Origin of the sequence: Bartonella numerosa (genome assembly GCF_037070845.1) — a bacterium.
In the GTDB taxonomy this organism is placed as follows: Bacteria; Pseudomonadota; Alphaproteobacteria; order Rhizobiales; family Rhizobiaceae; genus Bartonella.
The window spans coordinates 1-13,546 of sequence record NZ_JAYMZI010000007.1 but is presented as its reverse complement, the minus strand read 5'-3'; the positions used below and the strand labels follow the sequence as shown (position 1 = coordinate 13,546).

Below are 13,546 nucleotides of genomic sequence, written 5' to 3'. Positions count from 1 at the left end.
AGTGGGTTTTAAGTGTCTTTACAAATTTATATAAATGCAAAATAATATCCACGTTAATAAGATGGGAGAAGCGATATGTATACCTGGTTATCAGACCGACTGGATGGGCTTACAACGAGTGTGACCATAGGTTTGGTGTTTTTCGCGGCAGTTGTCGTGGTTGTTCTCGCGATTATTATATTCCTGAATCGTTTCAATAAAGGAAATTTGGGTGTTAATAAAAAGAAGCATTCGCCGCGGTTGGCTATATGTGAGATGATCGGTATCGACCGTGCGCGCTATCTTGTCCTAGTTCGTCGTGATGATATGGAACATTTGATTCTCATTGGCGGGCCAGTGGATGTTGTTGTAGAGTCTAACGCTATAAACACGTGCTCTACACATAAGAGTACCTATGAGCAAAGGGATAGTGTGCGGACAACAACCAAAAAAAACAACAAAAACCCCAGTGATACGGGGCGGACACCTGTTCTTATAAATGAAGCAGAGCATATGTACGAGACCCCTACATCTTTTTTGAATCAATATTTAGAAGATCCAGCAACAACCGCCAATGCCGAAGGACGGCAAGAACCTTTTTTATCCGTCCCCACTCGGAGAAAGTAAAGTGTCTAACTCCGGAATCTGGACACTTGCCTCGTCCGTTGCAGAACTAGCTTCAATCATCACGGTAAACTTTTTCTCTTCTCTCATGACGTTCTTGCGCTTCCAGCGATAAAACGGCCGTTGGTCTAGCCTCGAGGCGCCTCACACTGATAGGCTCGCCAGTCTCCTCACAAAATCCATAAGTACCGTTATTAATACGCTCTAAAGCTGCATCTATCTTTGAAATAAGCTTTCTCTGGCGATCACGAGCACGTAATTCAATCGTGCGATTAGTTTCACAAGATGCCCTATCCGTTAAATCTGGCTGACCAGCATTATCTCTCTGTAAATTTTCTAAAGTTTCCCTCGCTTCCCTCAATATATCATTTTTCCAAGAAATTAACTTAGCACGAAAATATGCCTTTTGCCGCTCATTCATAAAAGGCTCATCCTCGCTGGGACGATACTGGCTATCAACCTGCTCGCTCATGCAATAAACCTCCATATATGATACGTGGGCCCGCATATCATGAAACGCTCACCAGATAAATAATCAACCGCTCCGATAAATACGCCAAAAGCCTCTATTTAAACTCTTCAAACCACTTCGTTCTTGTACAGTACTACCATTATTTTAGTCAAGATACGAAAAAAGGTATTTACAAAGGCAAAGTACGGTACTTACGATTCAGATATATCAGTGCGTCCTCTTTTTCATTGCGACTCACCGCAACAACCTCACCGATTAGAACATAGTGAGTTGCATGTTCGTAACAACAAGTTAAACGGCAATCAATCGACACTAAAGCATCTAAAAGGCTAGGTGCACCAGTTTGTAAAGCATCCCATTGCACTAAGTCAAAACATTCATCGTGTGTGAGATTGCCGCGCTTAGAAAAAATATCTGCCAATGCACGGTGCTTTCCTGCCAAGCTATTAACGCAAAAATTCCCGTTCTTTATAAACAACTTATTCTTAGGATTATAGCGTTTCAAGCAAACGAGGAGAGTTGGGGGATCATCCGATAAAGAACAGCAAGCAGAAACTGTTACCCCGCGCTTGCCATTACTTCCGTTTGTTGTCACAATATGTACAGCCCCCGCAAAATGACTCATAATATCTCGGTATTCTTGCTGAGAAACGGCGATAGCGCGCTGGGCTTTCGGCATTAAACGTGTTGTTATACGATTCGACATGTCTTGCACTTATACAGCTTTTAAAATTCAAGAAACATTTTAATAAAAGATCTATTATATATTTTCATTTTTTTACATCGTAACATAAATGATACTTAACATATCTAATTAAATGCTAAAAAGGAACAAACCAAGGAGATTGGAATGCCTCGTTCTCACCTTATTTCGCCCTCACTCTTAGCTTCTGATTTTTCCAAACTTGGCCAAGAAGTACTGGACACCGTTAACGCTGGTGCAGACTGGATTCATCTTGATATCATGGATGGTCACTTCGTTCCCAATATCACTTTTGGTCCTGGTGTAGTCAAGGCGCTGCGTCCGTTGACTAACGCAATATTTGATGTGCATCTTATGATAACGCCAGTGGATCCTTATCTTGAAGCATTTGCAAAGGCTGGCGCTGATATTATAACAGTTCATGCTGAGGCATGCTCCCATCTCCACCGCTCATTACAAACAATAAAGGCAATGGGAAAAAAGGCTGGGGTTTCGATCAATCCAAGCACCCCAGAGCATGTGCTCAACTATTTGCTTGACCAATTGGATATTGTCCTCATCATGACCGTTAATCCTGGCTTTGGTGGACAAAGTTTTATTCCGGAAATGAAAGACAAAATTGAACGAGTTAGAAGTATGATTGCTAGCCGACCTATTGACCTTGAAGTTGATGGCGGTATTACTGTGGATACGATTGGAGCAGCAGCAAAAGCCGGTGCAAATGTGTTTGTCGCGGGCTCCGCAATTTATAAAAATGGAAGTAAAGAGCTCTACAAGACACGTATAAACGCGCTACGTCGAGCTGCAACCCAATAAGGTAAGAGTTATGATAACACGTTATTCCCGTTCTGAAATAGCAGAAGTTTGGTCACAAAAAACGAAGTACAGAATTTGGTTCGAAATTGAAGCACATGCCTGTGATGCATTAGCTCAACTAGATATCATACCAAAAGAAGCAGCAAAAATAATTTGGGAAAAAGGAAAAAAAGCTGAATTTAATGTAGATCGCATTAATGAAATTGAAGAAATAACTAAGCATGATGTTATAGCATTTTTAACCCATTTGGCTGAATTTATCGGACCAGAGGCCCGTTTTATCCACCAAGGTATGACATCATCGGACATCTTAGATACGACATTCAATATACAATTGATGCGTGCTAGCGATATTTTGATAAAGGATATAGAACAGCTTCTTGAGGCATTAAAAGAGCGCGCTTTCGAGCATAAAAATACGATTACCGTTGGGCGTAGCCACGGGATTCATGCTGAACCGACAACATTTGGTGCTAAATTTGCTCTCGCATATGCTGAGTTTTCCCGTTGCCGCAAACGCCTTATCGCAGCACGTGAGGAAATTTCTACTTGCGCTATTTCAGGCGCTGTAGGAACCTTTGCCAATATTGATCCACGAGTTGAAGAATATGTAGCCAAGGCGTTGGGAATGCACCCCGAACCTATTTCTACCCAGATTATACCACGTGACCGCCACGCTATGTTTTTTGTGACGCTTGGTGTCGTTGCTTCATCTATTGAAAGACTGGCTGTGGAAATACGACATCTGCAACGAACAGAAGTCCTCGAAGCAGAAGAGCATTTTTCACCTGGGCAAAAAGGCTCTTCCGCCATGCCGCATAAACGTAACCCTATTTTGACGGAAAACTTGACTGGGCTAGCACGCATGGTACGCGCATTTGCAATTCCCGCCATGGAAAATATAGCACTTTGGCATGAACGTGACATCTCTCATTCATCGGTTGAACGCTACATTGGTCCTGATGCAACCATCACACTCGACTTTGCTCTTTCTCGATTAACGTCTGTTATTAAAAACTTAGTCGTCTATCCAGACAATATGCAAAAAAATCTTAATAAATTTCGTGGGCTTATTCATTCACAACGGGTGCTCTTGGCGCTCACCCAAGCTGGAATCAGCAGAGAAGACTCTTATCGGATTGTGCAACGAAATGCTATGAAGGTTTGGGAACAAGGGAAAGATTTTCTGGAAGAACTTCTAAATGATGAAGATGTTGCAAAAACTTTAAGTGAATCGGAACTCCGCGAAAAATTCGATCTTTCTTACCACACAAAACACATTGATACGATTTTTAAACGCGTTTTTGGATGATGATGAGGTTGCTTAAAAGAATTATATATGTCTCCTTGGAAGTCAGTCTTGATCGTAATCATAACGAAAGAAGTAATTCATGAAAGCAAACCAACTCGATATTCTTATTGTTCCAGGCTATAAAGGATCTGGTCCCGATCATTGGCAAACACGCTGGGAAAAAAAGCTATCTACTGCCCGACGCGTTGAGCAAAACCATTGGTCAAAACCCGTTTACGAAGAGTGGGTGGATAAGGTAAAAACCGCCATCTCACATGCTAAAAAACCTGTCGTCATTATTGCTCATTCGTTAGGAGTTCCTACAGCCATCCATGCAATTGCACAGGATGAAAAAAAGGTTTGCGGTGCTTTTTTTGTTGCTCCTCCGGATGTAGCTAATGAAAAAATACGCCCGCGACATTTAAGAACATTTGGCCCCTATCACAGCAAAAAACTGCCTTTTCCTTCGATAATCATAGCTAGCCGTAATGATGAATTTTGCCAATTCTCGGTGGCAGAAAAACTCGCAAACGACTGGGGAGCACTTTTTGTGGATGCTGGGCAATCCGGACATATTAATGCAGAATCCGGACACGGGCCCTGGCCCGAAGGACTCATGGTTTTCTCTCATTTTCTTGCAAAAATTTAACCCAATAAAAGTGCTTTTATGGCTTTTTCATGCACCTTACTCCCCTTATTAAGTCAGAATAGTAAAAAAATTAAGAATTATCGTAGTGATCATTGAGAATTTTCGTCAATTAGGATAGTAGTGCCTCATCAGTACCGTTAAATTCCTTAAATAAGCTAGAGAGTCATGATGAATCGTCGCAACCGTGTTTATGAAGGCAAAGCAAAAATTTTATATGAGGGCCCAGAACCGGGTACTTATATTCAATTTTTTAAGGATGATACGACTGCCTTTAATGCTAAAAAGTATGAAATTATCGATGGGAAAGGGGTTTTAAATAACCGTATCTCGGAACATATTTTTAGCCATCTTAGCCGACTGGGGATTCCGACGCATTTTATCAAACGCATAAATATGCGCGAACAACTCATTAAGGCGGTTGAAATTATCCCCATAGAAGTTGTTGTTCGAAATGTCGCCGCTGGTTCTCTTTCTAAACGTTTAGGTCTAGAAGAAGGGACAACCCTTTCGCAGTCTATCATTGAATTCTATTATAAAAACGATTCTCTTGATGATCCAATGGTAACCGAAGAACATATCACGGCTTTTGGGTGGGCCGCTCCGCAAGAAGTTGAGGACATCATGCAACTCTCAGTCCGTATTAATGATTTTCTTTCGGGACTTTTTGCAGCTGTTAATATCCAACTTGTTGATTTTAAGATGGAATTCGGTCGCTTATGGGAAGATGAAACGATGCGCGTTGTTCTTGCTGATGAAATTTCTCCTGATTCTGCTCGATTATGGGATATGGAAACACGAGAAAAAATGGATAAAGACCGTTTTCGCCGTGATATGGGGGGGATTTTTGACGCTTACCAAGAAGTCGCGAAGCGTCTTGGTATCATTAATGAAAACGAACCCCCCCGACCAAGTGGCCCGGTTTTGGTAAAATAAAAAAAGTGGTGTGGTTCCACTCTTTCTCGGTACGTCGGGGATGACTCCTTGATTAGAAATAGAAGTGTTTTAGCAATAGGAAATAAAAGATGAAAGCACGTGTTACGGTTACTTTAAAGGATAGTGTCCTTGACCCACAAGGTGAAGCGATTGTTGGTGCTTTTAAGAATTTATCCTTCAGAGGCATTCATTCTATTCGCCAAGGAAAGGTTTTTGATATCGAGCTTGATGATATGTCAGCCGAATCTGCAGAGAAAAAGCTTACGCGAATGTGTAAAGAGTTGCTTGTGAATGCTGTTATTGAAAATTACACTATAGAACTCCTGTAGGTGGATTGCTTCATGAAAACTGCTGTCGTTCAATTGCCTGGATTAAATCGCGATCGAGACATGATCGCAGCGTTGTCCTATATAACTGGAATCGAACCATTTAAAGTCTGGCAAACAGACACAGAAATCCCCGCTGTTGATGTCGTTATCATTCCCGGTGGTTTTTCTTACGGAGATTATTTAAGGTGCGGGGTTATTGCCGCACGAACGCCGGTTATGCGGGCCATCCGTGAGAAAGCACAAGCAGGTGTCACAGTGATAGGGATATGCAATGGATTCCAAATTTTATTAGAAGCGGGGTTATTGCCAGGTGCTTTAATGCGTAATGCTTCGTTGAAATTCGTCTGCCGCGAGATAAAGCTTGAAGTGGCTAATGCAGCTACGAGATTTTCTCAGTGTTATTTCAAGGGGCAAATTATTCGTTGCCCTGTCGCCCACCAAGATGGGAATTACTTCGTTGATGGTGAAACGTTAAAACAGATGGAAGATAGTGGACAAGTTGTTTTTCGTTATGCAGATGATACAAATCCTAACGGATCGATCAATAATATCGCTGGCATTGTCAATAAAAGCGGGAATATTCTTGGCATGATGCCTCATCCTGAAAATTTCATCGAGCCCGCCCACGGTGGTAGCGACGGCCGTTTACTCTTCGAGAGCGTTTTAGGACTGATAAATGGACAATGATAAAAATTGTGCCTCTTCGCAGTTTCGAAACGTATGTGCATGTTGTTTTTTCAATTATATTTACAAAATAAGATTTCCACAAATAACAGTGGGCATTATTCGCCGTTTTAAAATATGAAAACCTTTCATGAGGTCATTTTTTGCGTTTATACCTACCTTCTGGATCAGAAAGATATCAATTTGTAGTTTCGACTATTTCGTTGCTAAATGGTGATTCTGTAGGCTGGATTTAGAATAATAAAGATGCTAGGTTTTAACTAATTTTACAGAATGGAATACCCATGAATCTTCGCAGCAACGTAGTAGTTATTACACCAGAATTAATTGCACAACATGGTCTTAAAGACGATGAGTATCGGCGTATTTTGACCTTAATTGGCAGAGAGCCGACATTTACCGAGCTTGGAATTTTTTCTGCAATGTGGAATGAACATTGTTCCTACAAATCGTCTAAAAAATGGCTCAGAACTTTGCCAACTGAGGGGAAATGTGTCATTCAGGGACCTGGTGAAAATGCTGGTGTCGTTGATATTGGTCAGGGACAATGTGTTGTTTTCAAAATGGAAAGCCATAATCATCCTTCTTACATTGAGCCTTATCAGGGTGCAGCAACAGGAGTTGGTGGTATTTTGCGTGATGTTTTTACGATGGGGGCACGCCCCATCGCGGCGATGAACGCACTGCGATTTGGTGCTCCTGACCATCCTAGAACACGCCATCTTGTCTCCGGTGTTGTCTCTGGAATCGGTGGCTATAGCAATGCCTTTGGTGTTCCAACTGTTGGCGGAGAAGTGAATTTTGATAAGCGCTATAATGGTAATATCCTTGTTAATGCTTTCGTAGCTGGCATTGCAAAGATAGACTCTCTTTTTTACTCTAAAGCGCAGGGAGTAGGACTTCCCGTCGTTTATCTTGGAGCTAAAACAGGGCGTGACGGTGTCGGTGGAGCGACAATGGCTTCCGCAGAATTTGATGACTCAATCAGCGAAAAACGTCCAACCGTTCAAGTGGGTGACCCTTTTACCGAAAAATGTCTCCTTGAAGCTTGTTTAGAATTAATGGAATTAAGGGCTGTTGTCGCTATCCAGGATATGGGAGCAGCGGGATTAACGTCCTCTGCAGTCGAGATGGGTGCAAAAGGTAATTTAGGAATAAAGCTCGATCTCGATGAAGTTCCTGTTCGTGAAGAAAATATGACAGCGTATGAAATGATGCTTTCCGAAAGCCAGGAACGTATGCTGATGGTGCTTAAACCTGAGCTGGAAGAGCGGGCAGCCGCAATTTTCCGTAAGTGGGGGCTACACTTTTCTGTTATTGGAAAAACAACGGATGATCTACGTTTTCGTGTATCGCATAAAGGAGAAGAAGTCGTCAATCTTCCGATTAAAGAACTCGGAAACGAAGCCCCTGTTTATGATCGCCCTTGGAAAAAACCAACTCCGAGGGATATTTTAAAAACAGAAGATGTTCAAGAGGTTAAAAACTTTTCCGGTGCGCTTCTTACGCTATTAAATTCCGCTAATCAGAGTTCACGTAAGTGGGTTTATGAGCAATATGATACACTCATACAGGGCAATAGCCTCGTCCGCCCTGGAGGCGATGCAGGAGTTGTTCGTGTGAGCAACAATGATAAGCGTGCTCTTGCTTTTTCTTCTGATGTAACACCCCGTTATTGTGAAGCTGATCCCTATGAAGGAGGAAAGCAAGCTGTTGCGGAGTGCTGGCGTAATATTAGTACTACAGGCGCGACACCGCTGGCGGCTACGGATAATCTTAATTTTGGGAATCCTGAAAAACCAGAAATTATGGGTCAATTGATTTTAGCTATTCAAGGAATAGGAGAAGCCTGCAATGTTCTCGACTTTCCTATCGTTTCAGGAAACGTATCCCTTTATAATGAAACCAACGGCGAAGCAATTTTACCTACACCGACGATAGCTGGTGTAGGTCTTCTCAGCGATTGGTCTAAAATAGTAACGATTTATGGCATGCAAAATGAAGACAGTGTTGTTTTGATTGGACGTTGCGGCTCACATCTAGGCCAGTCAATTTATGCGCGCGATATTTTGAACATTGACGAAGGCGCGCCACCTCCCGTAGATTTGCAACTCGAGAAAAAACATGGTCAATTCGTTCGAGATGTAATTTGTCGTGGCTTTATTTGTGCCGCTCATGATATTTCCGATGGAGGATTGGCGGTCGCACTTGCAGAGATGGTAATTAAAGCCAGCAAGGGAATTAGAATAAAATTAAGTAATAAATCACCGCGTCATGCTGAACTCTTCGGTGAAGATCAGGGGAGGTATCTTTTGGCTGTAAAGCCAGATGCACTCGACGATTTTGAAGATCTCGCACAAATGAGTGGCGTTCCATTCACGAAGCTTGGTGTAGTTGGAGGCGATGGACTGGATATAGAGGACGTACTGAGTCTCTCAATCACCGAGCTGACGGAAGCTTATGAACGCTGGTTTCCGGACTTTATGGAGAAGATTGAGTAATTGTTCGTCCCTATTAACTTACACCATCCTTAAAAAAGATGGCAAACTAATTGGAGAAAAATAATTCATGGCAATGGAAGCTCATATAATTAAAGCCCTTATTCTTGAGAGTATTCCTGATGCAAAAGTGGTGATTAGCGATCTTGCAGGAGATGGTGAGCACTACGCAGCGGAGGTTGTTTCAGAAAGTTTCCGAGGCAAAAGTCGTGTCCAACAACATAGAATGGTCTATGATGCCCTCAAAGGTAAGATGGGGGACACGCTACATGCTTTAGCGCTTCAGACGAGCCCTCCTAAATAATTTCAAAATTTATGCTTGCATTCACCCCATAAATACGATTAGAAGGTGGATTGTTGTCGGTGTATACGTTTAAAGTGTCCGCGATTGCGGTGTTGAGGAATAAGAATGACCGCTACTCATGATTTTATTGATAAAGAGATTAGAGAAAATGACGTTGTGTTATTCATGAAGGGGACTCCTGACTCTCCGCAGTGTGGATTTTCTGGTCAAGTTGTTCAAATTCTCGAGTATATGGGATTGAATTTCAAGGGAATTGATATCCTGGCTTCAGGTGAGTTGCGCCAGGGAATAAAAGATTATTCGAATTGGCCAACAATCCCGCAGCTTTACATTAAGGGGGAGTTTATAGGGGGTTGTGATATCGTAAAGGAAATGTTTCAAAGCAACGAACTGCAGAAATTTCTGAAAGAAAAAGATATCCCATTTCGTATACCATAGTATTCTTTTTCACTTCCGTGTATCAAGAACAGTCCTCGGTCTATTTTAGACTCTTGTGTGGGTTGTTGTTAAGTTGTTTTTCTATTTCTGGGGATATATATGCTGCATTCAGTCAGTGAACAAAAACACATAGATTCGATCAAAACAAAAATCGGATATAGGGAGCTTGTCATTGTCCTCGGTGCACTTATGACAATAAACTCCATCGCCATTGACATCGTTCTGCCTGCTATGTCTGATATTTTAAAAAGCCTACATGTCACCAACGAAAACGATCAGCATTACATTATATCGTTTTATCTTATCAGCTATGGCGTTACACAAATATTCTTCGGCCCTGTGAGCGACCGCTACGGGCGACGTAAGCTCGTGCTCTTTGGCTTAGCTCTATATTCATTCGCGGCAATCTGTTGTGTATTCGTGTCGAGCCTATCTGCACTGCTTTTTTTACGCGTAATACAGGGAATCGGAGGAGCGGCTATGCGTGTACTCACGTTCTCTATTATACGCGATCTCTATAGTGGCCGGAAAATGGCAGAAGTTATGTCCATAGTCATGATGGTCTTCCTTATCGCACCAATGGTCGGACCTGCGGTAGGGCAAGTAGTCCTCCTCTTCGGACATTGGCAACTTGTTTTCGCATTCATGGGCGCTGTCGGCTTTGGGCTCATGATTTGGATTTATTTACGCCTCCCTGAAACCCTTCACGTGCAGCGATCCCTTTCGTTTTCTTCTATAAAAAACAACCTCTGGCTTGTCGTGACTAATCGCTCTAGCCTCTCTTATACACTTGCCGCTTCTATCATTTTAGGATGCATCTTCATCGCTATTAATACATCACAACAAACTTACGAAGGAATCTATAATCTCGGTCTCTGGTTTCCCTTGGCCTTTGCGATTGGCGCGGCATCAGAAGTTGTGTCATCCTTCTTAAACTCCTTGTTCGTCGAACGCTTCGGAATGCGGCGCATTTCTCACAGTATGCTCCTCTTGTTCTGCGCGGCCTCTTGCATTTGGTTTGCAGGTTCAACCCTTTCAGGTGGTGCTGTCTCCTTTCCTCTTTACATGTTCTTGTACTGCACCTTGATGTTCGCATGTGGAGGAATGATGGCTAATTTCAACGCTCTAGCGCTGGAACCCCTCGGGAAAATCGCAGGGACTGCATCTTCTGTGTCTGGCTTTCTCCAAAGCTCCATTGGTGCGAGCCTTGCTTTTGTCACCGCTCAACAATTCGATGGGACAACGGTCCCTAATTCAGCGGGATTTTTCTTCCTAAGCCTCGTTGCTATACTGCTTGTCTTGTGGGCGGAGCGTGGACGACTCTTCTCACAGCGTGATCAAAGATAAACAGAAAATAAGGAAATTTTTAAAAAAGCAGTAACGCGCTAGCCTTGATATCATAGTTTAGGAATAGAGATTTTATGCAATAGACCCAATTAGTTGGTAAATTTTCCTGATTTTGGAAACCCTTTAGGAACCGAGCGTCCCACCCCGGCACGTGTACCCATCCACTCAGTAAGTTCATCAGCTTGACGACTGAAGTTACGCTCCGCAGCATCTTGCCAATTTAACCCTTCTGATAGATCAAAGGTTTTGACATCGCAGATACCGCCGTCCTTGTACCGCTGCAAACGTACACCCTTACCGCGATTCATTTCTGGTATTTCCTTGATAGAAAAAATGAGCATTTTTCGATTTTCTCCGACCACTGCGATATGATCTCCATTAACTAAAATGCAGAGAGCAACCCTGTCAGGAAACTTCACATTCATAACCTGCTTTCCTTTTCGCGTATTAGCAACTATCTCAGTCTCAGAAATAATAAAGCCATTTCCATGCGATGACACCAAAAGCCGTTTCTCCTGCGGATTGTGCACAAAAGCTGTTAAAATATCATGTTCATCATCCATATCAATTAAGATACGAACTGGTTCGCCATGGCCCCGACCTCCAGGTAGAATGCTAGCACTAACGGTAAAGCACTTTCCACCCGTACTAACCATGATGATCTTATCTGTAGTGAATGCGGGAAAAGCTAGTTTCAAACGATCACCTTCTTTAAAAGAAAGTGTTTTATAATCACTTAAATGACCTTTTAAGGCGCGCATCCAGCCTTTTTCGGAAATAACAATAGTCACTGGCTCTTTTTCAATCATAGCCTGATGAATTTTGTCTACATCATACCTAGGAGCATTTTCAAATGTCGTACGTCTTTTTCCCAGGAATGTTTCAGGACCAAAAAATGTACGAACCTTTATTATTTCTTCTGCAATCACCTTCCATTGTTCTACATTAGAATTCAGTAAATCTTGTAATTTTCGTTTTTCTGTCTCTAAAGTTGTAAACTCCTTACGAATTTCAAATTCTTCAAGTTTATGCAAAGATCGTAATCGCATATTAAGAATGGCTTCAGCTTGGTTTTCCGTTAATTTAAAATGTATGATTAGTTCCTTTTTAGAATCATCTTCTTCACGAATAATCCGAATAACTTCATCGAGATTCAAATATGCAATGAGGTATCCATGCAGAATTTCTAATCGAGAATCAATTTCACTAAGGCGGTGAGTTGAGCGGCGAATGAGAACTTCTTTCCTGTGTTCAAGCCATTGCTGCAAAGTTTCGCGCAAGGAGAGAACGTTCGGCACTTTTCCAAAAGATAATACATTGAGATTTAAAGGAAACCTTACTTCAAAATCAGTCAATTTAAAAAGCGACTCCATAAGGAGATCAGGATCAATTGTACGATTTTTTGGAACAAGAACGATTCGGATATCTTCTGCTGACTCATCACGAATATCCTCAAGCATTGGCAAACGCCGAGCTATTAATAATTCTGCTGTTTTTTCAATGAGTCGCGATTTTTGAACTTGATACGGAATTTCAGTAACAATAATAACGTAAGAACCACGACTGCCATCTTCTTGATGCCAACGTGAACGCAACCGAAAAAAACCACGTCCCACACGATAAGATTCTTCAATACTCTTCTTAGGCTCGATTAAAATTCCACCCGTTGGGAAATCGGGCCCGAGAACGAACTCATTTAATTTCTCGTGATTAGCATCAGGATGATCAATTAAATGCAGCGCAGCATCGCATAGTTCAGCAACATTATGAGGCGGAATGGACGTTGCCATACCAACAGCGATACCTGATGAACCATTAGCCAAAAGATTGGGAAAAGCTCCTGGTAAAACCACAGGCTCTTCACCTTCTTCGTTATAGGTTAAACGAAAATCAATGACATTTTCGTTAATCCCTTCAAGCAGTAACGCAGCCACTTCAGTCATGCGTGCTTCCGTATAACGCATAGCAGCAGCATTATCGCCGTCAATGTTACCAAAATTCCCTTGTCCATCAATCAATGGATAACGAACTGCGAAACTTTGGGCTAAACGCACTAATGCATCGTAAATGGACGAATCACCATGAGGATGAAACTTTCCCATCACATCACCGACAATTCGCGCGCACTTAGCGTAAGACTGTCCGGGATTAAGTTTAAGCAAACGCATAGCGTGAATGATACGCCGATGTACAGGTTTTAGTCCATCACGCACATCAGGCAGTGCACGATGAGTAATGGTAGAAAGCGCGTAGGATAAATAACGCTCCTGCAAAGCAGAACGTAACTCTATCGGTTTAATATGTTCTTTCTCAAAAGGTAAATTCATTTTGTCAGACATAATATTAGCGTGCTTGTGGAATAAATTCCAAGATAACGATCACTTATTCCATAAACTCCTAAAGTGCAACTTTCATTAGTTTTTTAGTTTTATTAAAAGCTTATCTTTATAAAATAAACATTGTGATTAAAGAATTAACG

General features: G+C 42.0%; 14 protein-coding genes. 11 read left to right on the top strand and 3 right to left on the bottom strand.

Annotated elements, in window-relative coordinates:
* Positions 1–75: 75 nt before the first annotated feature.
* Positions 76–606: a hypothetical protein gene (locus WCP75_RS03605; RefSeq protein WP_336276888.1), complete on the top strand. Its 531-nt coding sequence runs from the start codon at positions 76–78 to the stop codon at positions 604–606.
* Positions 607–658: 52 nt separating this feature from the next.
* Here the strand turns inward: WCP75_RS03605 and dksA are convergent, their stop codons facing one another.
* Positions 659–1,075 (bottom strand): RNA polymerase-binding protein DksA, encoded by a 417-nt coding sequence (gene dksA, locus WCP75_RS03600; protein WP_336276887.1) that lies wholly within the window; start codon positions 1,073–1,075, stop codon positions 659–661.
* Between the two features lie 169 nt (positions 1,076–1,244).
* On the bottom strand, positions 1,245–1,781 hold the full coding sequence (locus WCP75_RS03595; protein WP_336276886.1) for a flavin reductase: 537 nt from the start codon (positions 1,779–1,781) through the stop codon (positions 1,245–1,247).
* Between the two features lie 144 nt (positions 1,782–1,925).
* On the opposite strand from WCP75_RS03595, the gene rpe reads away from it, so the two are divergent.
* The 10 genes from rpe to WCP75_RS03545 all read left to right on the top strand — a co-directional run bounded on the left by rpe (position 1,926) and on the right by WCP75_RS03545 (position 11,067).
* Positions 1,926–2,594: a ribulose-phosphate 3-epimerase gene (gene rpe / locus WCP75_RS03590; RefSeq protein WP_336276885.1), complete on the top strand. Its 669-nt coding sequence runs from the start codon at positions 1,926–1,928 to the stop codon at positions 2,592–2,594.
* Between the two features lie 10 nt (positions 2,595–2,604).
* Positions 2,605–3,906: an adenylosuccinate lyase gene (gene purB, locus WCP75_RS03585; RefSeq protein ID WP_336276884.1), complete on the top strand. Its 1,302-nt coding sequence runs from the start codon at positions 2,605–2,607 to the stop codon at positions 3,904–3,906.
* Between the two features lie 79 nt (positions 3,907–3,985).
* Positions 3,986–4,534 (top strand): RBBP9/YdeN family alpha/beta hydrolase, encoded by a 549-nt coding sequence (locus WCP75_RS03580; protein WP_336276883.1) that lies wholly within the window; start codon positions 3,986–3,988, stop codon positions 4,532–4,534.
* Positions 4,535–4,702: 168 nt separating this feature from the next.
* Positions 4,703–5,467 carry a phosphoribosylaminoimidazolesuccinocarboxamide synthase gene (gene purC, locus WCP75_RS03575; protein ID WP_336276882.1) on the top strand — a complete coding sequence of 255 codons (765 nt, stop codon included), beginning with the start codon at positions 4,703–4,705 and terminating at the stop codon, positions 5,465–5,467.
* A gap of 89 nt (positions 5,468–5,556) precedes the next feature.
* A complete protein-coding gene (purS, locus tag WCP75_RS03570; protein ID WP_336276881.1) occupies positions 5,557–5,796 on the top strand; it encodes a phosphoribosylformylglycinamidine synthase subunit PurS in 240 nt (79 codons plus the stop codon).
* 12 nt (positions 5,797–5,808) lie between these two features.
* Complete coding sequence (gene purQ, locus WCP75_RS03565; RefSeq protein ID WP_336276880.1) at positions 5,809–6,483, top strand: phosphoribosylformylglycinamidine synthase subunit PurQ; 675 nt, start codon at positions 5,809–5,811, stop codon at positions 6,481–6,483.
* 281 nt (positions 6,484–6,764) lie between these two features.
* Positions 6,765–8,981, top strand: coding sequence for a phosphoribosylformylglycinamidine synthase subunit PurL (purL, locus tag WCP75_RS03560; protein WP_336276879.1), 2,217 nt, complete (start codon positions 6,765–6,767; stop codon positions 8,979–8,981).
* 67 nt (positions 8,982–9,048) lie between these two features.
* Positions 9,049–9,282, top strand: coding sequence for a BolA/IbaG family iron-sulfur metabolism protein (locus tag WCP75_RS03555; protein ID WP_336276878.1), 234 nt, complete (start codon positions 9,049–9,051; stop codon positions 9,280–9,282).
* Positions 9,283–9,387: 105 nt separating this feature from the next.
* Positions 9,388–9,720 (top strand): Grx4 family monothiol glutaredoxin, encoded by a 333-nt coding sequence (gene grxD, locus WCP75_RS03550; RefSeq protein WP_336276877.1) that lies wholly within the window; start codon positions 9,388–9,390, stop codon positions 9,718–9,720.
* 99 nt (positions 9,721–9,819) lie between these two features.
* The gene (locus WCP75_RS03545) at positions 9,820–11,067 is read left to right on the top strand and encodes a multidrug effflux MFS transporter (protein ID WP_336276876.1); all 1,248 of its coding nucleotides are present in this window, start codon (positions 9,820–9,822) and stop codon (positions 11,065–11,067) included.
* Between the two features lie 89 nt (positions 11,068–11,156).
* On the opposite strand, the gene parC is transcribed toward WCP75_RS03545, so the two are convergent.
* Complete coding sequence (gene parC / locus WCP75_RS03540) at positions 11,157–13,406, bottom strand: DNA topoisomerase IV subunit A (RefSeq protein WP_336276875.1); 2,250 nt, start codon at positions 13,404–13,406, stop codon at positions 11,157–11,159.
* Positions 13,407–13,546 lie beyond the last annotated feature (140 nt).

Bases quoted from the DNA above. Each gene is read 5' to 3' on its own strand.
- purS (WP_336276881.1), top strand. From the start codon at position 5,557: ATGAAAGCACGTGTTACGGTTACTTTAAAGGATAGTGTCCTTGACCCA.
- WCP75_RS03595 (WP_336276886.1), bottom strand. From the start codon at position 1,781: ATGTCGAATCGTATAACAACACGTTTAATGCCGAAAGCCCAGCGCGCT.
- WCP75_RS03555 (WP_336276878.1), top strand. From the start codon at position 9,049: ATGGCAATGGAAGCTCATATAATTAAAGCCCTTATTCTTGAGAGTATT.
- purB (WP_336276884.1), top strand. From the start codon at position 2,605: ATGATAACACGTTATTCCCGTTCTGAAATAGCAGAAGTTTGGTCACAA.
- purL (WP_336276879.1), top strand. From the start codon at position 6,765: ATGAATCTTCGCAGCAACGTAGTAGTTATTACACCAGAATTAATTGCA.
- grxD (WP_336276877.1), top strand. From the start codon at position 9,388: ATGACCGCTACTCATGATTTTATTGATAAAGAGATTAGAGAAAATGAC.
- parC (WP_336276875.1), bottom strand. From the start codon at position 13,406: ATGTCTGACAAAATGAATTTACCTTTTGAGAAAGAACATATTAAACCG.
- dksA (WP_336276887.1), bottom strand. From the start codon at position 1,075: ATGAGCGAGCAGGTTGATAGCCAGTATCGTCCCAGCGAGGATGAGCCT.
- WCP75_RS03580 (WP_336276883.1), top strand. From the start codon at position 3,986: ATGAAAGCAAACCAACTCGATATTCTTATTGTTCCAGGCTATAAAGGA.
- purQ (WP_336276880.1), top strand. From the start codon at position 5,809: ATGAAAACTGCTGTCGTTCAATTGCCTGGATTAAATCGCGATCGAGAC.
- WCP75_RS03545 (WP_336276876.1), top strand. From the start codon at position 9,820: ATGCTGCATTCAGTCAGTGAACAAAAACACATAGATTCGATCAAAACA.
- WCP75_RS03605 (WP_336276888.1), top strand. From the start codon at position 76: ATGTATACCTGGTTATCAGACCGACTGGATGGGCTTACAACGAGTGTG.
- rpe (WP_336276885.1), top strand. From the start codon at position 1,926: ATGCCTCGTTCTCACCTTATTTCGCCCTCACTCTTAGCTTCTGATTTT.
- purC (WP_336276882.1), top strand. From the start codon at position 4,703: ATGAATCGTCGCAACCGTGTTTATGAAGGCAAAGCAAAAATTTTATAT.